At 58.1% G+C, this 17,877-nt stretch carries 19 protein-coding genes; 11 read left to right on the plus strand and 8 right to left on the minus strand.

The genetic code is table 11. The features are described from left to right. Positions 1-5: 5 nt before the first annotated feature. Positions 6-446 carry a type II 3-dehydroquinate dehydratase gene (gene aroQ, locus JFT86_RS10885; protein WP_134177257.1) on the minus strand — a complete coding sequence of 147 codons (441 nt, stop codon included), beginning with the start codon at positions 444-446 and terminating at the stop codon, positions 6-8. Positions 447-776: 330 nt separating this feature from the next. Here aroQ and JFT86_RS29210 point away from each other — a divergent pair, with 330 nt between their 5' ends. Both JFT86_RS29210 and JFT86_RS10890 read left to right on the plus strand, forming a co-directional pair. Further along, positions 777-1,205, plus strand: a complete 429-nt coding sequence (locus JFT86_RS29210) for a DUF4160 domain-containing protein (RefSeq protein WP_242489479.1) — start codon at positions 777-779, stop codon at positions 1,203-1,205. Further along, positions 1,202-1,648 carry a DUF2442 domain-containing protein gene (locus JFT86_RS10890; RefSeq protein WP_201236711.1) on the plus strand — a complete coding sequence of 149 codons (447 nt, stop codon included), beginning with the start codon at positions 1,202-1,204 and terminating at the stop codon, positions 1,646-1,648. The genes JFT86_RS29210 and JFT86_RS10890 overlap by 4 nt, the downstream gene beginning before the upstream one ends. 55 nt (positions 1,649-1,703) lie before the next feature. On the opposite strand, the gene trmA is transcribed toward JFT86_RS10890, so the two are convergent. Both trmA and JFT86_RS10900 read right to left on the minus strand, forming a co-directional pair. Next, a complete protein-coding gene (gene trmA / locus JFT86_RS10895) occupies positions 1,704-2,783 on the minus strand; it encodes a tRNA (uridine(54)-C5)-methyltransferase TrmA (protein ID WP_201236712.1) in 1,080 nt (359 codons plus the stop codon). After that, entirely contained in the window at positions 2,780-4,075 is a 1,296-nt protein-coding gene (locus JFT86_RS10900) for an NCS2 family permease (RefSeq protein ID WP_201236713.1), read from the minus strand. Before JFT86_RS10900 ends, trmA begins: the two co-directional genes overlap by 4 nt. Before the next feature lie 222 nt (positions 4,076-4,297). Between JFT86_RS10900 and JFT86_RS10905 the strand changes: the two genes are divergently transcribed. Then, a complete protein-coding gene (locus JFT86_RS10905; protein ID WP_201236714.1) occupies positions 4,298-4,747 on the plus strand; it encodes a DUF4879 domain-containing protein in 450 nt (149 codons plus the stop codon). 66 nt (positions 4,748-4,813) lie between these two features. Then, positions 4,814-5,365, plus strand: a complete 552-nt coding sequence (locus JFT86_RS10910; protein WP_201236715.1) for a DJ-1 family glyoxalase III — start codon at positions 4,814-4,816, stop codon at positions 5,363-5,365. 6 nt (positions 5,366-5,371) lie between these two features. On the opposite strand, the gene JFT86_RS10915 is transcribed toward JFT86_RS10910, so the two are convergent. Further along, positions 5,372-6,610, minus strand: coding sequence for an MFS transporter (locus JFT86_RS10915; RefSeq protein ID WP_201236716.1), 1,239 nt, complete (start codon positions 6,608-6,610; stop codon positions 5,372-5,374). Positions 6,611-7,161: 551 nt separating this feature from the next. Between JFT86_RS10915 and JFT86_RS10920 the strand changes: the two genes are divergently transcribed. The 3 genes from JFT86_RS10920 (at position 7,162) to JFT86_RS10930 (ending at position 9,865) form a co-directional block, all read left to right on the plus strand. Beyond that, positions 7,162-8,604 (plus strand): cytochrome ubiquinol oxidase subunit I, encoded by a 1,443-nt coding sequence (locus JFT86_RS10920; protein ID WP_201236717.1) that lies wholly within the window; start codon positions 7,162-7,164, stop codon positions 8,602-8,604. Between the two features lie 3 nt (positions 8,605-8,607). Beyond that, positions 8,608-9,615, plus strand: a complete 1,008-nt coding sequence (cydB, locus tag JFT86_RS10925; protein WP_201236718.1) for a cytochrome d ubiquinol oxidase subunit II — start codon at positions 8,608-8,610, stop codon at positions 9,613-9,615. Between the two features lie 82 nt (positions 9,616-9,697). After that, the gene (locus tag JFT86_RS10930; protein ID WP_103303628.1) at positions 9,698-9,865 is read left to right on the plus strand and encodes a DUF2474 domain-containing protein; all 168 of its coding nucleotides are present in this window, start codon (positions 9,698-9,700) and stop codon (positions 9,863-9,865) included. 71 nt (positions 9,866-9,936) lie between these two features. Here JFT86_RS10930 and JFT86_RS10935 read toward each other — a convergent pair whose 3' ends face one another. After that, positions 9,937-11,061, minus strand: coding sequence for a class I SAM-dependent methyltransferase (locus JFT86_RS10935; protein WP_201236719.1), 1,125 nt, complete (start codon positions 11,059-11,061; stop codon positions 9,937-9,939). A gap of 175 nt (positions 11,062-11,236) precedes the next feature. Then, positions 11,237-11,950 carry an autoinducer binding domain-containing protein gene (locus JFT86_RS10940; RefSeq protein ID WP_201231396.1) on the minus strand — a complete coding sequence of 238 codons (714 nt, stop codon included), beginning with the start codon at positions 11,948-11,950 and terminating at the stop codon, positions 11,237-11,239. 321 nt (positions 11,951-12,271) lie between these two features. On the opposite strand from JFT86_RS10940, the gene JFT86_RS10945 reads away from it, so the two are divergent. Beyond that, positions 12,272-13,048: a ferredoxin--NADP reductase gene (locus JFT86_RS10945; protein WP_201236720.1), complete on the plus strand. Its 777-nt coding sequence runs from the start codon at positions 12,272-12,274 to the stop codon at positions 13,046-13,048. 45 nt (positions 13,049-13,093) lie between these two features. On the opposite strand, the gene mscL is transcribed toward JFT86_RS10945, so the two are convergent. Beyond that, on the minus strand, positions 13,094-13,507 hold the full coding sequence (gene mscL / locus JFT86_RS10950; protein ID WP_103303624.1) for a large-conductance mechanosensitive channel protein MscL: 414 nt from the start codon (positions 13,505-13,507) through the stop codon (positions 13,094-13,096). Between the two features lie 286 nt (positions 13,508-13,793). On the opposite strand from mscL, the gene katB reads away from it, so the two are divergent. Genes katB through radA form a run of 3 tightly spaced genes read left to right on the plus strand, consistent with a single transcriptional unit; the run spans position 13,794 to position 17,354 of the window. Further along, positions 13,794-15,335 carry a catalase KatB gene (katB, locus tag JFT86_RS10955; protein ID WP_201236721.1) on the plus strand — a complete coding sequence of 514 codons (1,542 nt, stop codon included), beginning with the start codon at positions 13,794-13,796 and terminating at the stop codon, positions 15,333-15,335. A gap of 60 nt (positions 15,336-15,395) precedes the next feature. Further along, on the plus strand, positions 15,396-15,941 hold the full coding sequence (locus tag JFT86_RS10960) for an ankyrin repeat domain-containing protein (protein WP_201236722.1): 546 nt from the start codon (positions 15,396-15,398) through the stop codon (positions 15,939-15,941). A gap of 45 nt (positions 15,942-15,986) precedes the next feature. Further along, positions 15,987-17,354 carry a DNA repair protein RadA gene (gene radA / locus JFT86_RS10965; protein ID WP_007963764.1) on the plus strand — a complete coding sequence of 456 codons (1,368 nt, stop codon included), beginning with the start codon at positions 15,987-15,989 and terminating at the stop codon, positions 17,352-17,354. Between the two features lie 149 nt (positions 17,355-17,503). On the opposite strand, the gene JFT86_RS10970 is transcribed toward radA, so the two are convergent. Further along, complete coding sequence (locus tag JFT86_RS10970) at positions 17,504-17,872, minus strand: PilZ domain-containing protein (protein WP_201236723.1); 369 nt, start codon at positions 17,870-17,872, stop codon at positions 17,504-17,506. Between the last annotated feature and the right edge of the window lie 5 nt (positions 17,873-17,877).

Here is a 17,877-nt window from a genome sequence, read left to right on the forward strand (position 1 = left end):
ATGACTCACCCCTTCAGCCGCTGACTGAAATGTTCCAGCGCCAAGCGATAGCCATGGCTGCCAAACCCGCACATCACCGCAGTGGCAATCGCCGAGACAAACGAATGATGACGAAACGGCTCACGCGCGTGGACGTTGGACAAATGCACTTCGATCACCGGTAATTCGCTGGCCACCAGCGCATCGCGAATAGCCACCGAAGTGTGGGTCCAGGCCGCCGGATTGATCACGATCCCGGCGCAACGGCCGCGTGCCGCATGAATCCAGTCGAGCAATTCACCTTCGTGATTGGTCTGGCGAAACTCGACGGCCAGGCCGAATTCTTCGCCGGCACGACCGCACAAAGCCGAGATGTCAGCCAGGGTTTCGTGGCCGTAAGTCGCGGGTTCACGGGTGCCGAGCAGGTTCAGGTTCGGGCCGTTGAGCACCAGAACGATAGGGGGCATGAGGGGGGAACTCCACTTATTGTTTTTGGCTTTGGCCGAGGGTGTCAGCCTGTGGAGATAAAATGTACTAGATGGTTACACTGGTCAATTGAACGAAGATGACCTCGGCGTATTTTGTTCGGTGATCGCACACAAGCAAATTTAAGATTCAGTTTTGATCACGATGTAACGACAGCTTTGCTTACGTTTTTTGCTGAAGATCGGGCACCTCTTCGCCTGCTCCGACGCTAGCCTCAAAGCAGTGAGGCGAGTCGTGTGCTCGCTCACCAGTGGTCGGATTTGAAAGGAATATCGAATCCTGAAACTTATTAACCTTACGGATGGGTTAGCATGAAGGTGTGCAGTTACAAAGGATTGTCGATTGTCATCATGCTGCGAGATGAGCATTGCCCGCCGCACGTTCACGTGAACGCTGGTAGTTGGAGTGCCCGATTACAGTTCAGTTTCTTGCACAACGACATTGAGCTTTGGGATGTCGTTCCGCTCTCTCGTCGGCCACTGTTGGCCGTGCTGGTAGGCTTGTGTCGATCCCTTGAACAGCCCGCTCATCTGCGACGGGCACGAGGGATCTGGTGGTCAGGATTGCAAACAGTCTGTCTCGACAATCAGTTGTGGGACAGCCAATCAAACGAAGTGTTGACGATGCGACTCCTCACCGGCACGACGTACAGAGTGGGTTCAGCGCGTTATGAGCCAGAAGAGGGCAAGACCCTTCTGACGTTGATAGGCGCATTGGCAGGAGTCGAAATCGAATTATGAAAGCCATCAAGGCAAAGCCGTCCGCACGTCGACCGCTGACGGAGGAAATGATTGATACCGCGATCCAGCGTGGGGAAGCACGACAAGCGAACAGTTTGCGGGCTGTCTCTGTAACCTTCGAAAAGCCTTCTCTGGTCATTCGTTTTGAAGATGGCAGCGGTGTGTTGTTACCGGTGGATAGTTATGCGGAATTCGACGGATTCGACGCAGAGGATTATGAGAACTTGATAATCGACTTCGCCGGCACGGCTCTTCGCCACGAAGGCAAAGATCTCGACGTTTCCATTGCCGGAATGATTTCGGCTAATCCGTCATTGATGCTGATGGCTGCCTCGGTAGTGGCTTCGCGCAACGGTCGTCAGAGCAGTGCGGCAAAGTCCGCCGCCGCACGGGCAAACGGCAAAAAAGGCGGGCGCCCACGCAAGGCCGATCCTGCGCTGTAATCGCCCACAAAAAAGCCGTCAATCACGACGGCTTTTTCGTATCTGGCATCTGCACTCAGCGCCGGGTCAGAAATACACCCGATTCCATGTGATGTGTCCACGGGAACTGGTCGAACAATGCGCAGCGGGTGATGCGGTGCGTATCGTGCAATTGGGCAATGTTGGCCGCCAGGGTTTCCGGGTTGCAGGAGATGTACAGGATGTTGTCGAAACGCCGGGTCAGCTCGCAGGTGTCCGGGTCCATGCCGGCGCGCGGCGGGTCGACGAACACGCTGCCGAACTCGTAGCTCTTCAGATCGATGCCGTGAAGGCGACGGAACGGACGCACTTCGTTGAGCGCTTCGGTCAGCTCTTCGGCAGACAGGCGCACGAGGGTGACGTTATCCACAGCGTTTTCGCTGAGATTGCTCAAAGCAGCGTTGACCGAGGTCTTGCTGATTTCGGTGGCCAGCACTTTGCGCACGCGGGTGGCGAGCGGCAGGGTGAAGTTGCCGTTGCCGCAATACAGCTCCAGCAGATCGTCAGTGCGATCGCCCAGTGCTTCGTAAGCCCAGTTCAACATCTTCTGGTTCACGGTGCCATTGGGCTGGGTGAACGCGCCTTCTGGCTGGCGGTAGCTGAAGGTGCGACCGCCGACTTCGAGTTTCTCCACCACGTAATCGAGGCCGAGCACTTCGCGTTTGCCCTTCGACCGACCGATGATGCTGACCCCGAGATCGGTCGACAACTGGGTCGCTGCCGCATGCCAGTGCTCGTCCAGTGGACGGTGATAGCACAAGGTGATCATCGCATCGCCGGCCAGCGTAGTCAGGAACTCGACCTGAAACAGCTTGTGGCTCAGCGCCGAACTGGCCTGCCACGCAGCCTTGAGTTGCGGCATCAGTTGATTGATGCGCAGGCTGGCGATCGGGAACTCTTCGATCAGGATCGGCGTGCGTTTATCGTCCTGCGAGAACATCGCGTAATGCCGCTCGCCGGCCTCGCGCCACAGGCGGAATTCGGCACGCAGACGGAAGTTCTGCAGCGGCGAGTCGAACACGGTCGGCTCTGGCGCATCGAATGGGGCCAGCAGGTCACGCAAACGCGTGACCTTGTCTTCTAGCTGTGTGGCGTAGGCCTGGGAATCGAAAGTCATGCGTTGAACCAACCCAACTTGATCACAAACAGAATCGACAGAATCACCAGCGCCGGGTTCAGTTCACGGGCGCGGCCCGACAGCAACTTGATCACGGTCCAGGAGATGAAGCCAAACGCGATGCCGTTGGCGATGGAGTAGGTGAACGGCATGGCCAGCGCAGTGACTACAACCGGTGCGGCAACGGTGATGTCGTCCCAGTCTATTTCCGCCAGGCCCGACATCATCAATACGGCGACGAACAGCAGCGCCGGTGCGGTGGCGAAAGCGGGAACGCTGGCCGCCAGCGGCGAGAAGAACAACGCCAGCAGGAACAGTATTGCCACGACGACGGCCGTCAGACCGGTACGGCCGCCAGCACTCACGCCGGCAGCCGACTCGATGTAACTGGTGGTGGTCGAGGTGCCCAGCAGCGAACCGGCCATGGCGGCGGTACTGTCGGCGATCAGTGCGCGACCCATTTTCGGCATGTGGCCGTCCTTGCCCATCAGGCCGGCGCGCTTGGCGACGCCGATCAGGGTGCCGGAGTTGTCGAACAGGTCGACGAACAGGAAGGCGAAGATCACGCTGACCAGACCGATGTCCAGTGCGCCTTTGATGTCCAGTTGCATAAAGGTCGGGGCCAGCGAAGGCGGCATCGACGTCACGCCGCCGAACGGGGTGAAGCCCATGGCGATGGAGACGATGGTCACTGCCAGAATGCCGATCAGCACCGCGCCGCGCACTTTCAGCGCTTCGAGGGCGACGATCAGGGCGAAACCCAGGGTGGCAAGGATCGGTGCCGGTGCTCTCAGCTCACCGAGGCCGACCATGGTTGCCGGGTTGCTGACCACGATGCCGGCGTTATGCAGGGCGATCAGCGCCAGGAACAGGCCGATGCCAGCGGCAATCGCCGAGCGCAGTGGCAGCGGGATGCTGTTGATGATCCATTCGCGGATGCGAAAGATCGACAGGAGGAAGAAGCATACGGCCGAGATGAACACCGCGCCCAGTGCCACTTGCCAGGTGTGACCCATGTGCAGCACGACGGTATAAGTGAAGAAGGCATTCAGGCCCATGCCCGGAGCGAGGGCGATCGGGTAGTTGGCGATCAGGCCCATGACCGTCGAGCCGATGGCGGCTGCCAGACAGGTCGCGACGAACACCGCGCCCTTGTCCATGCCGGTCTCGCCGAGAATGCTCGGGTTGACGAACAGAATGTAGGCCATGGCCAGGAAAGTCGTGATGCCCGCGAGAATCTCGGTGCGCACGTTGGTGTTATGTGCCTTGAGTTGAAACAGCCTTTCCAGCATGTCTGCTCCCCGTGGCGCGCGTGGCGCCGTGAATGTATCGACCTCAACAGCAAAGCACAGACCGTCGCAAGCGCCTGGAAAATTGTGGTGGGCCGGAAAAAGCCGCGCATCATACCAGCAGCGTGAGGAATATGGCGGTTGTTGGTGTCGATCGTCGTCGAAGTTTTGCGCTGGAGCCAACTGCGCCATACTGCGCGCAGTTTTTTTGAGGATATGCAACGCATGAACAAGCGCTGGATGACGGCTTTCGGATTAATCGCAGGGCTGATGACTGGAGCCTCTGTTGCGTTCGCGGCATCGGCACCGCCATTGACCCAGGTGAAAGTGATCAAGGTGCAATCGCCGGCCTGCGGTCTTGAAGACATTGGCGATGGACAGAAGCAGACCCAATGCAATCACAGCGGACCGAACATCAAGGTCTACGTGCTCGAAGTCGGCTATGGCAAGAGCCAGCCTCAGGTCGCACTGGACGGCTTTGAAGTGAACGGCACCCGTGCCCCGGTGTGTGCCTTTGATAACGGCAACCTGACCGAATGCACTCCCGGCGACAAAACCGTCGGTTCTCTTTATACCTTCGATCTGGCGGGCAAACAGGAAGGCACCTTCACCTTCAGCAACACCTCGATCAACGCGCCACGCAACACGATGTCGACTCAGCTTTACATCAAGTAACGGCTGCTGCAGCGCGATCCGGTTGAAGCTGACTACGCTTCAAGTATCACCCAGCGGATAGCGCCCATGACCTTTAGAGCCCTGATTACCCTCGCCGAGGGCATCGATGATCTGCAAAGCGTGACCCTGATCGACGTGTTGCGCCGCACCGGCATCGAAGTGGTGGCGGCCAGCATTGAAGGACGGCGCATGCTGACCTGCGCACGCGGCACTCGCCTGACTGCCGACGGCATGCTGGTCGATGTGCTGGCACAAACCTTCGACCTGATCGTTCTGCCCGGTGGCGCCGTCGGCTCACAGCACCTGGCGGCGCATCAACCTCTGCAACAACTGCTCAAGGACCAGGCCAGCGCCGGACGCCTGTTTGCCGCCATCGCCGAAGCCCCCGCGGTCGCCCTACAAGCCTTCGGCGTATTACGCCAGCGGCGTATGACCTGCTTACCGAATGCCAGTCATCAACTCTCCGGTTGTACGTTTGTTGATCAACCGGTGGTGGTCGACGGCAATTGCATCACCGCCCAAGGCTCAGGCGCCGCACTGGCATTTGCGTTGGAGTTGGTGGGGCAACTCGGCGGCAAGGCCTTGCGGTCGAAAGTGGCGGGGGATTTGCTGGTTTGAAAGTCTTCAGACTTTCGCCTCTTCCACCAACTCGGTCATCCGGTCCCGTCTGGCCAGTGTCGGGAACAGCTTGATCCACGTCCCCGTCACCACCAGCGTACCAATCCCGCCCATGACCACCGCCGGCACGGTGCCGAACCAGTGGGCGGTGAGGCCGGATTCGAATTCGCCCAACTGGTTCGAGGCGCCGATGAACAAGCCGTTCACCGCGCTGACCCGGCCGCGCATTTCGTCCGGGGTTTCCAGTTGCACGAAGGAGGCGCGGATCACCATGCTGATCATGTCCGCCGCGCCGAGCACCACCAGCACCGCCAGCGAAAACCAGAACGAGGTCGACAGGCCGAAGGCAATCGTTGCGACGCCAAATACACCGACCGCAGTGAACATCACCCGACCGACGTTGCGCTCTACGGCAAACCGCGCCAGAAACAGCGACATCGCCAGTGCGCCGACTGCCGGTGCCGAGCGCAGCAGGCCCAGGCCCCACGGTCCTGTCAGCAGAATGTCTTTAGCGAACACCGGCAGCAGCGCAGTGGCGCCACCGAGCAGTACGGCGAACAGATCCAGCGAAATCGCGCCGAGGATGTCCGGACGGCTGCGAATGAAGCGAATCCCCGCCAGCAGCGAATCCAGCGTGGCTTTGCCTTTGTTCAAGGGTGTCTGCCGCGCCGGCAGGTTGAGCATCAGCGAGCAGGCAATCACGTACAGAAGCACCGTCGGGCCATAAACCCAGACGCTGCCGAATGCGTAGAGCAACCCGCCGAGGGCTGGCGCCACGATAGTTGCCGATTGTTGCGCCGATTGTGCCGCCGCCACGGCCCGCGGGAACAGCGCAGTGGGCACAATGCTCGGCAGCAGCGCCTGGGTGGTCGGCAGTTCGAACGACCGCGCCGCGCCAAGCAGGAAGGCGAGGATGAAGATCATTTCCCGGGTGACGTGATCAGTGGCACTGCCGATCGCCAGTGCCAGGGCAATCAATGCCTGCAATGACTGACAGATCGCCGCGACTTTGCGCCGGTCGTAGCGGTCGGCGACATGTCCGGTGTGCAGCATGAACAGCACACGCGGGGCGAACTCGACCAAGCCGACCAGACCCAGATCGAGCACGTTGCCGGTCAGTTGGTAGAGGTTCCAGCCAATCGCCACGGTGAGCATCTGAAAACCGCTGGCGGTGAAGATCCGGGCGAACCAGAACGCAAGGAAAGGGCGATGGTGACGTAACAGCAAAGGCTCTTGGCTGGGCATCTGAAGGCAGGTCTGGTTCGAAGGGGAACCGCGAGGTTATCACCAGTCTGTAACAGGAAGTTGCTATGACAAAAAATTTAGTTAGGAAGACATCGATTTTCCGTGCCTGTGAGATTTCCCTTGTGGTGAGGGGATTTATCCACGATGGGGCGCGAAGCGGCCCCGATAGCATTCAACTCAGTTGTTTCAGATGAATAACGTGGTCGGATTTGCGACTGCTGCGCAGCCGATCGGGGATAAATCCCCTCGCCACAGGGGACTTCATTCATCTGAAAAATGCATTTCAGAGTGTTGCCATAGCTGTGAGGCAACTTGTCACGCGGCAAACGACCACGCAGTTCATCGCCTGAAATGGGACTACTCTTTCAACGTTGCTTGATCCAGATCAAGACCCCAGACGGAATTGATCCGGTGGCCAGTCGGCCAGACTCCCTGCGTTGCGATGGTTTTAAAAAGAACGAATCAGAATTCGCCGCACTCCATATCCGTGGGGGCAGTAGGTGCAGGGGCCACAAGCCCCGCAGCCGGTTTTACCTGACAGAGGAAGCCATATGTTCGGTTTAGAGGCACTCGATCTCGCCCGAATTCAATTCGCGTTCACCATCTCGTTCCACATCCTGTTCCCGGCCATTACCATCGGTCTGGCGAGTTACCTTGCGGTACTCGAAGGCCTGTGGCTGAAAACCCACAATGACACCTACCGTGACCTCTATCATTTCTGGTCGAAGATCTTTGCCGTCAACTTCGGCATGGGGGTGGTGTCAGGGTTGGTCATGGCCTATCAGTTCGGCACCAACTGGAGCCGATTTTCCGACTTCGCCGGTTCCGTCACCGGGCCTTTGCTGACGTATGAAGTGCTCACGGCGTTCTTCCTCGAAGCCGGTTTTCTGGGGGTCATGCTGTTCGGCTGGAACAAAGTCGGGCGCAAACTGCACTTCTTCGCCACGGTCATGGTCGCGATCGGCACGTTGATTTCGACCTTCTGGATTCTTGCATCCAACAGCTGGATGCAGACACCGCAGGGCTTCGAGATCGTCAATGGGCAAGTGATTCCAACCGACTGGTTTGCGATCATTTTCAACCCGTCGTTTCCGTACCGCTTGATGCACATGGCCACTGCGGCGTTCGTTGCCACGGCATTTTTTGTCGGCTCGTCGGCGGCCTGGCACCTGCTGCGCGGCAAGGACAACCCGGCGATCCGCACCATGCTGTCGATGGCGATGTGGATGGCATTGATCGTCGCGCCGATTCAAGCCGTCATCGGTGACTTCCACGGCCTCAATACCCTTGAGCATCAACCGGCCAAAATCGCTGCAATCGAAGGTCACTGGGAAAACAAGGGCGACGAAGCGACGCCGCTGATCCTGTTCGGCTGGCCCGATATGAAAGAGGAAAGAACCAAATTCGCCGTGGAGATTCCGTACCTCGGCAGCCTGATCCTGACCCACTCGCTGGACAAGCAGGTGCCGGCGCTCAAGGAGTTCCCGCCGGAAGACCGGCCGAACTCGACCATCGTGTTCTGGTCGTTCCGGGTCATGGTCGGCCTCGGTTTCCTGATGATCTTCACCGGTCTGTGGAGCCTGTGGCTGCGTAAACGCGACACCCTCTACACCTCGCGCCCGTTCCTTTATCTGGCGCTGTGGATGGGGCCGTCCGGCCTGATCGCGATCCTCGCGGGCTGGTTCACCACTGAAATCGGCCGTCAGCCGTGGGTGGTCTACGGGCTGATGCGTACAGCGGATGCTTCGTCCAATCACAGCTTCATGCAGATGAGCATCACTCTGATCATGTTCGTGGTGGTGTATTTCGCCCTGTTCGGTGCCGGTCTCGGCTACATGATGCGTCTGGTGCGCAAAGGGCCGAAAACCGACGAAGGCAAGGAAACCAACGACGGTGGACCTGGCCAGAAACGCACACCGGCCCGGCCGTTGTCTGCTGCCGACGACGATGGCGCCGACGCTGACCACAGCTCCAGCCTGACCAAGGAGATTTAAGCCATGGGTATTGATCTTCCGCTGATCTGGGCCGTGATCATCATCTTCGGCATCATGATGTACGTGGTCATGGACGGCTTCGACCTGGGGATCGGGATTCTCTTCCCGTTCATCCCGGGCAAGACCGACCGTGACGTGATGATGAACACCGTCGCCCCGGTATGGGACGGCAATGAAACCTGGCTGGTGCTCGGTGGTGCGGCCTTGTTCGGCGCGTTTCCGCTGGCGTACTCGGTGGTGCTGTCGGCGCTGTACCTGCCGCTGATCTTCATGCTGATCGGGCTGATTTTCCGCGGTGTGGCGTTCGAGTTCCGCTTCAAGGCCAAGGACGATAAACGTCATTTGTGGGACAAGGCGTTCATCGGCGGTTCGGTGGCTGCGACGTTCTTCCAGGGTGTGGCACTCGGTGCGTTCATCGACGGCTTGCCAGTGGTTAACCGGCAGTTCGCCGGCGGTTCGCTGGACTGGCTGACACCGTTCACGATGTTCTGCGGCGCCGCACTGGTGGTGGCTTACGCCTTGCTCGGCTGCACCTGGCTGATCATGAAGACCGAAGGCAAGCTGCAAGAGCAGATGCACAATCTGGCTCGGCCACTGGCCTTTGTGCTGCTGGCGGTGATTGGTGTGGTCAGCCTGTGGACTCCATTGGCGCATCCGGAGATCGCCACACGCTGGTTCAGCATGCCGAATCTGTTCTGGTTCATGCCGGTGCCGATTCTGGTACTGGTGACGATGTACGGCCTGATTCGCGCCGTAGCGCGCAATGCCAACTACATGCCGTTCCTGTTGACCCTGGTGCTGATCTTCCTCGGTTACAGCGGTCTGGGCATCAGTCTGTGGCCGAACATCGTACCGCCGTCGATCTCGATCTGGGACGCTGCCGCACCGCCGCAAAGCCAGGGCTTCATGTTGGTGGGCACGTTATTCATCATTCCGTTCATCCTGGGTTACACCTTCTGGAGCTACTACGTGTTCCGCGGCAAGGTCACCCATGAAGACGGTTATCACTAAACCTGTGGGAGCGGGCTTGCTCCGGGCGGCGTTCCGACGATGGCGTCGACTGCGACGCCCGCTCTGAATGAGGATCGAAACAATGACCGGCAAACATTCCCTGCACGACATTGAAGAAGCCGAAAAAAAGCCGCTGTGGCAGCGGCTTGGTTGGTTGGCGTTGATTTGGGCAGGCAGTGTCGGCGTGCTGTTTATCGCCGCCAGCCTGATGCGCATGTTCATGAATGCGGCAGGCCTGACCACTCACTGAAAGATTCCGTCCCGGCGCCTTCGGGCACGGATTTGTGACCCTCCTGCTGGAGGGTTTTTTTTGCCTGAAGGTTACTTGCGGGCCTTGAGGATCACGAATTTCGGCGTGGCAGCCACTTGCTCGACGCCGCGAAACAGCCGCGCCAGCTTGCTGTGATAACCCAGATGACGGTTGCCGACGATGTACAACGCACCGCCCACCACCAGCGCTTCGCGCGCCTGCTGGAACATGCGCCAGGCAAGGAAATCGCCGACCACCTGCTGTTGATGGAACGGCGGGTTGCACAGCACCACGTCCAGCGATTGCGGCTCTTGACCGGCCAGACCATCCCCGGCACGCACTATCACCTCGCGATCACCGAGTTCGGCACGCCAGTTTTCAGTGGCCGATTGCACGGCCATGAACGATTCGTCGACCAGCGTGTACTGCGCATCCGGGTTTTGCAGGGCGCTGGCAATCGCCAATACGCCATTGCCGCAGCCGAGGTCGGCGACACGTGCGCTGCCAAGGTTTTTCGGCAAATGCGGGAGAAAGGCGCGGGTGCCGATGTCCAGTCCCTCGCGGCAGAACACATTGGCATGGTTGAGCAGTTCAATGGCCGGTGTGTCGAGGCGATAACGGCTCGGGTAGGGCGATATCGCCGGTGCCTTCGGCTCTGGGATGGCAATCAGCAAGCGGGCTTTTTTCACCGCCAGTGATGCCTGCACCGGGCCGATATAGCGTTCCAGCAGATCGCCAGCGGCGCGCGGCAAATGCTTGATCATCGCCGCCGCAATCACTTCAGCGCCGGGTGCCAGTTGCCCTTGCAGCCGAATCAGTTGTTCTTCAAGCAAGGCGAGGGTTTTCGGGACGCGGATCAACACGCGGTCGAATGGCCCGAGCAACGGCTCGCTGGCCGGGATCCCGCGGATCGCGTCGAATGCCTGGCCATTGCGCAGCAGATTCTTTTCCAGCCCCTGAAAACCCAGAAACGAATCGCCGCTGCTGGTGACGTCAACCTTGCCCAGTAAACTGGCAGCCAGCGCGCCGAAGCTGTCGTTGAGCACCAATACCCGCGTGTCGGTCGTCGGTTGCTGCGCAGCCAGGTGATTGAGCAGATATTCGTCGGCGGCATCGAAAGCTTGCAGCGGTTCGTTCTGCTGTTCGGGCTGGCGGATCAGATCGAGTTGGGCGAAGGGCGTTTCAAACAAAGGCATGGGGCGGGGACTCAGGGTAATCGACGGATGTCCCGCAGCCGTTGAGCTGTGCGGCGGAACCGACCGAGTGGACTGCAACGTGAGGAAATCACGCCATCACTCAGGAAGGCCGCAAATGGTACGTTTTTTTTCAGCGAAATACCCGCAGGTTTTCAGGTGGTGACAAGGGCACCACTCAGATAATCCCGGCTCTGGCGGCCGCGATGACAGCAGAGATCTTGTTGCAGACGTTGAGCTTCTCGATCACGTTTTGCACGTGGTAGTTCACGGTGCGTTCGCTCAGGCTGAGGATCTTCGAGATCTCATAGGCCGTCTTTCCGCCGGCGGACAATTGCAGAACCTCTAGTTCTCGTGGCGAAAGATTTGGCTGTCGGGGTTTGGCAGGTTGCTTGGGCAGGGTCCGGGCGAACAATTCACTGAGGTGGCTGGCGGCGTAAAAGATGTAGCCAAAATGCTCATACAGCTCAAGCGGGCTGATCGGGCAGTGTTTGCGCGCCAGGCTGAGAATGCAGCACAAGCCGCTTTCCTCATGGTGGAAAGATTGCGACCAGCCATGTTGCAGGCCCTGTTGCTTCAAGCCTTGCCATAATTGTGGTGCATTTGAGAATGCCTTTTCATTCCAGACGATGGGAATCATTGAATGATTGCAGTGTGCTATTACCGGGTCGATCTGATTGAAGTTGTCTTTTTCATATTGTTGATTCCAGTCTTGAGGGTAGTTGTTGATTTGCAGGGCGTTTAATTGCGTGACCTGCCGGGGCGAAGTAACTGAAATTGCACAAAAGTTAAAACCCAGATTTTCGGCAAATCTGAGCAATATCGGATATGCCGTATCTATACCCTTGGCGAAAGTCAGTTGCTTCGATTGCGACTCCTTCCACGTTTCCATACCAATGCTCCAAGCAATGACCGGGGTGCTTTTTTGGATCCAACCGAATCCGCACGCCACCGAGTGTAGGACTTTTCCTACGTGCTGTTTTAATTTTTTTGCACTTGAGTTGAGCGAAAACTGAATAACTAATTCTTAAGTACATATTGTTTTATATGGGGGTTGACATCTTTCGTGAATCTTTTACTAATTAGTGATAAATGTCATGGGGTTGTACAGCTTTTACAAATTGCAAGATGTACTGAATACCATTACAAAACAGTGGTATTTAAGCGAGTGACTTTGCGGGAAACTGGTGGCAACCGTTAAATGGAGTGCCCTATGACAGCCAGCGCAGAGAAGTTCACCCGTCAGACTCTGGTGGACATACAACCCTTGACCCCCAGCCTGTTCACCTTGCGTACAACCCGTGACTCGGGGTTTCGTTTTCGGGCGGGTCAGTTCGCTCGACTAGGCGTGACCAAGGCCGATGGCAGCACCGTGTGGCGTGCCTACTCCATGGTGTCATCACCGTTCGATGAGTTTCTCGAGTTCTTTTCCATTGTGGTGCCTGGGGGCGAGTTCACCAGTGAGCTGAGTAGGCTTGAGGTCGGGGATACCCTGCTGGTCGATCGCCAGGCTTTCGGCTATCTGACCCTTGATCGGTTTGTCGACGGTCGGGATTTATGGCTGTTGTCCACAGGTACAGGGGTGGCGCCCTTCCTGTCGATCCTGCAGGACTTCGAAGTGTGGGAGAAATTTCAACGCATCATCCTGGTGTACAGCGTCAGGGAGGCGCGCGAACTTGCCTACCAGACACTGATCGCCGAACTGGCACAGCGTGATTACCTCGCTGAGCACATTCACAAACTGCAGTTTATTCCCGCCGTCACCCGTGAGGAGCACCCCGGCGCGTTGCATGGCCGGATCACCACGCTGATCGAGAACGGTGAGCTGGAGCGTGCAGCAGGCGTAGAGCTGACTGCCGAATACTCGCGGGTCATGTTGTGCGGTAATCCGCAGATGATCGACGACACTCGCGCGCTGTTGAAACAACGTCACATGAGCCTCAGCCTGACCCGCAGGCCTGGCCAGGTTGCGGTGGAAAACTACTGGTAAAAAAAACGGCGCCCCACAGGCGCCGTTGTTTATCGTGCAGAAGGTTCAGGGCCGAGTGTTCTGGGCCTTGAGCAGATCGCGGATCTCGCCCAGCAATTCTTCTTCCTTGGTCGGCACCGGTGGCAGGGTAGGCGCCACGGCTTCTTCGCGTTTCAGGCGGTTGATGGCTTTGACGCCCATGAAGATCGCGAAAGCGACGATCACAAAGTCAAGGATGCTCTGGATGAACTTGCCGTAAGCCAGCATCACCGCAGGGGCGTTGCCCTCGGCGGCTTTGAGCGTAATGGCCAGATCGCTGAAGTCAACGCCGCCGATCAGCAGGCCGATTGGCGGCATGATCACATCACCGACAAAAGACGAAACGATTTTGCCGAACGCGGCACCGATGATGATACCGACGGCCATGTCGACCACATTGCCTTTGACCGCGAAGGCCTTGAACTCACTTAGCACGCCCATAGGTTATTTCCTTGTTACAGATGAGTTTGGTGTACGCAGTGTAAATCAGCAAAACGCGTTCTGCGCGAAACACCTTCTTACAATGCCCGTTTTTATCGACACACTAATCGACGATTAGTTTGCAAAGTGCCACTAATCGCGCGCGAAATACGCCGTAAGCCAATGATCGGGAAGCCAAATTTTTCAATCATGGGATTACGTTCTTTCTATTTATGTTCGGTGGCACAGGCCTCTAGCCTTGGTGTGGCGCACCTGGATGCGCCCAAAAAAAATAGAGGATCCTGATATGAATTCCGCTCTTGGACTGGGGGCTTTTCCCCATCGCCGTACGTTTGGCTTACTCACCGCCAGCCTGCTGACTTTCTCCGTGCATGCTGCTCCCCTGACCCGCGACAACGGTGCCGCGGTTGGCGACAACCAGAACTCGCAAACCGCAGGTGCCAATGGCCCGGTGCTGCTTCAGGATGTGCAACTGATCCAGAAGCTGCAGCGTTTCGACCGCGAGCGCATCCCGGAGCGTGTGGTGCACGCACGCGGCACGGGTGCCCATGGCACCTTCACCGTGACCAATGATCTTGGCGACCTGAGCAAGGCCAAGGTATTTGCCGCCGGCCAGAGCACACCCGTGTTCGTGCGTTTTTCCGCCGTGGTTCATGGCAACCACTCTCCGGAAACCCTGCGTGACCCGCGTGGCTTCGCCACCAAGTTCTACACCGCCGATGGCAACTGGGATCTGGTCGGTAACAATTTTCCGACTTTCTTTATTCGCGATGCAATCAAGTTCCCGGACATGGTGCATGCGTTCAAACCCGACCCGCGCACTAACCTGGATGACGACTCGCGCCGCTTCGACTTCTTCTCTCATGTTCCGGAAGCCACGCGTACGCTGACCGAGCTGTATTCAAACTCAGGAACTCCCGCCAGTTATCGAGAGATGGACGGCAACGGTGTACATGCTTACAAGTTGGTCAATGCCAAAGGCGAAGTTCATTATGTGAAGTTCCATTGGAAGAGTTTACAAGGGATCAATAATCTGACGCCCAAGCAAGTCGCCAAAGTTCAGGGGCAAGACTACAGTCACATGACGAATGACTTGGTCACGCATATCAATAAAGGTGACTTCCCTAAATGGGACTTGTACGTTCAAGTGCTGAAGCCACAAGATTTGTCCAGGTTTGATTTTGATCCGCTGGATGCGACGAAGGTCTGGCCGGGTGTTCCAGAGCGAAAAGTTGGACAAATGGTGTTGAACCGTAATCCGGCAAACGTCTTCCAGGAAACCGAACAAGTTGCCATGGCACCGTCCAATGTTGTGCCAGGTATCGAGCCTTCCGAAGACCGTTTGTTGCAAGGACGGGTGTTCTCTTACGCCGATACGCAAATGTATCGCCTCGGTGCCAACGCCCTGCAATTGCCGATCAACGCGCCGAAAGTTGCGGTGAACAATGGCAATCAGGATGGTGCGATGAACCTGGGCGCAAGTAACTCCGGCGTGAACTATCAGCCGAGTCGTTTGCAACCGCGTGAAGAAACGCAAACCGCGCGTTACAGCCAATCGGCGCTGTCGGGCAGTACTCAACAAGCGAAAATCCAGCGTGAACAGAACTTCAAGCAGGCCGGTGATCTGTATCGCTCGTTCAGCAAGAAAGAACGTCGCGATCTGATCGAGAGCTTCGGTGGCTCGCTGGCCAGCACGGATGACGAGAGCAAGCACATCATCCTGTCCTTCCTTTATAAGGCTGACCCGGAATACGGCACCGGCGTGACCGACGTGGCCAAGGGGGACCTCAGCCGGGTCAAGGCACTGGCGGCCAAACTGGTCGATTGATCTAGCGCCAATACGACGCGGGGCCTGAGCCAGGCCCCGTTTCGCTCAAGGAGATCGCTGATGCGTATCTGTCTTTTACTGTTAGCCGGTTGCTGGTCATTCACCGCGTGGGCGGCAACACCTGCGCAGCGCCCTGACGCGATCCAGCTTCAGTTGCAAAGCTACTATTTCGACGCTGCCCGGCGCGGTGATGTGCCGATGCTCGAGACTTTTATCGAATCGGGTTATTCCCTCGATACCCGTGACGACAAGGGCTACACCGCGCTGATTCTGGCGGCGTATCACGGTCAGGCGCCGGCGGTGGAACGATTGCTGGCCGCCGGGGCCGACGCCTGTGCTCAGGATCAGCGGGGTAACACGGCGTTGATGGGCGCGATTTTCAAGGGCGAGTTACAGATTGCCCGGCGCTTGATGGCCACCGATTGCAGCCCCGACCAACGCAACGGTGCCGGTCAGACGGCAGCGATGTATGCCGGTCTGTTCAAGCGACTGGAGTTGCTCGACGCACTCAAGGCCAAAGGTGCCGACCTGGATGCGCAAGATCCGCTGGGCAACAGCGCCGCGCGTCTGGCCAACGGGGAAATCCGCACCGCTGCGCCGCGCTGATTACCGGTACGTGCGTTATCATCGCGGTTTTTGTCGGGGGTTCTGATGGCCAAGGCCAAGCGCATGTACGGCTGCACCGAGTGCGGCGCAACCTTTCCCAAGTGGGCGGGCCAGTGCGGCGAATGCGGTGCCTGGAACACCCTGACCGAAACCATGATCGAAAGCGGCGGTGCCACGGCGCCGACCGGTCGCACCGGTTGGGCCGGGCAACAAGCGCAGATCAAGACGCTGGCCGAAGTCAGCATCGAGGAGATTCCACGGTTCTCCACGGCTTCCGGTGAACTGGATCGCGTGCTCGGCGGTGGGCTGGTCGATGGTTCGGTGGTGTTGATCGGCGGTGATCCGGGTATCGGTAAATCGACGATCCTGTTGCAGACCCTGTGCAACCTCGCCAAAAGCATGCCGGCGCTGTACGTCACCGGCGAAGAATCCCAACAGCAGGTGGCCATGCGCGCTCGACGCCTGGGCTTGCCGCAGGACCAACTGCGGGTGATGACCGAGACCTGCATCGAAACCATCATTGCCACCGCCCGTCAGGAAAAGCCCAAGGTGATGGTGATCGACTCGATCCAGACGATCTTCACCGAACAGCTGCAATCGGCGCCCGGCGGCGTTTCCCAGGTGCGCGAAAGTGCGGCGTTGCTGGTGCGCTATGCCAAACAGAGCGGCACAGCGATTTTTCTTGTCGGTCACGTCACCAAGGAAGGCGCGCTCGCTGGCCCGCGCGTACTGGAACACATGGTCGATACCGTGCTGTATTTCGAAGGTGAATCCGACGGTCGTTTGCGTTTGCTACGAGCGGTGAAAAACCGTTTCGGTGCGGTCAACGAGCTGGGTGTGTTTGGCATGACGGACAAAGGCCTGAAGGAAGTCTCCAACCCTTCGGCGATTTTCCTCACCCGTGCCCAGGAAGAAGTCCCCGGCAGCGTAGTGATGGCAACGTGGGAGGGCACGCGACCGATGCTGGTGGAAGTGCAGGCATTGGTCGATGACAGCCACTTGGCCAACCCGAGACGGGTGACGCTGGGGCTGGATCAGAATCGATTGGCGATGTTGCTCGCGGTCCTGCACCGCCATGGTGGCATTCCGACCCACGATCAGGATGTGTTTCTCAATGTGGTCGGCGGGGTAAAAGTGCTGGAGACGGCCTCTGACCTGGCGTTGATGGCGGCCGTGATGTCGAGCCTGCGCAATCGGCCATTGCCGCATGATCTGCTGGTGTTTGGTGAAGTTGGCCTGTCCGGCGAGGTGCGCCCGGTGCCGAGCGGTCAGGAGCGCTTGAAAGAAGCGGCCAAGCATGGCTTCAAACGGGCGATCGTGCCCAAGGGCAATGCGCCGAAAGAAGCGCCTCCGGGCTTGCAGATCATCGCCGTCACTCGCCTCGAACAGGCCCTCGACGCACTCTTCGAATAAAAAACTATCTTCTGGTGAATTCTGTGGCGAGGGGATTTATCCCCGATGGCTGCGCAGCAGCCCCTTTTTTTGGGGCCGCTACGCGACCCATCGGGGATAAATCCCCTCGCCACAGAGTCCCCCACAGGGCAGATTGATTTGTGTTGGCGCTAGATTTCGATCAGGGCGCCGAGTTCGCGCTCCAGTTCTTGCGGATCAGCCAGGTTCAGTTCGATCACCCGTCTCAAGCGCTCAATAGAATCCAGGCTAATGTGCCGGCAAACAAAACCCAAGTGTCCATGATCGTTGTGAGTCAGATGCACATCCATTTCGATTTCGACGTCCGGGCTCAGATGGATACTGACGAAAAAGTCTTGCGCTGCATCGCCCAACCACGGCTCTGGCCGCTCAATCAACAGCCCCTTGAGTGACAGGTCGATCAGCTTCACCGGCCAAATATATTCACCTTGGCGCAATTCTGTTCTGGCATCGAACGCAATTCGTTTGAAACGGCGACGATTGGCAGGGTGCTCGCTCATGGCGC

Source organism: Pseudomonas sp. TH06 (genome assembly GCF_016651305.1).
Classification (GTDB): domain Bacteria; phylum Pseudomonadota; class Gammaproteobacteria; order Pseudomonadales; family Pseudomonadaceae; genus Aquipseudomonas.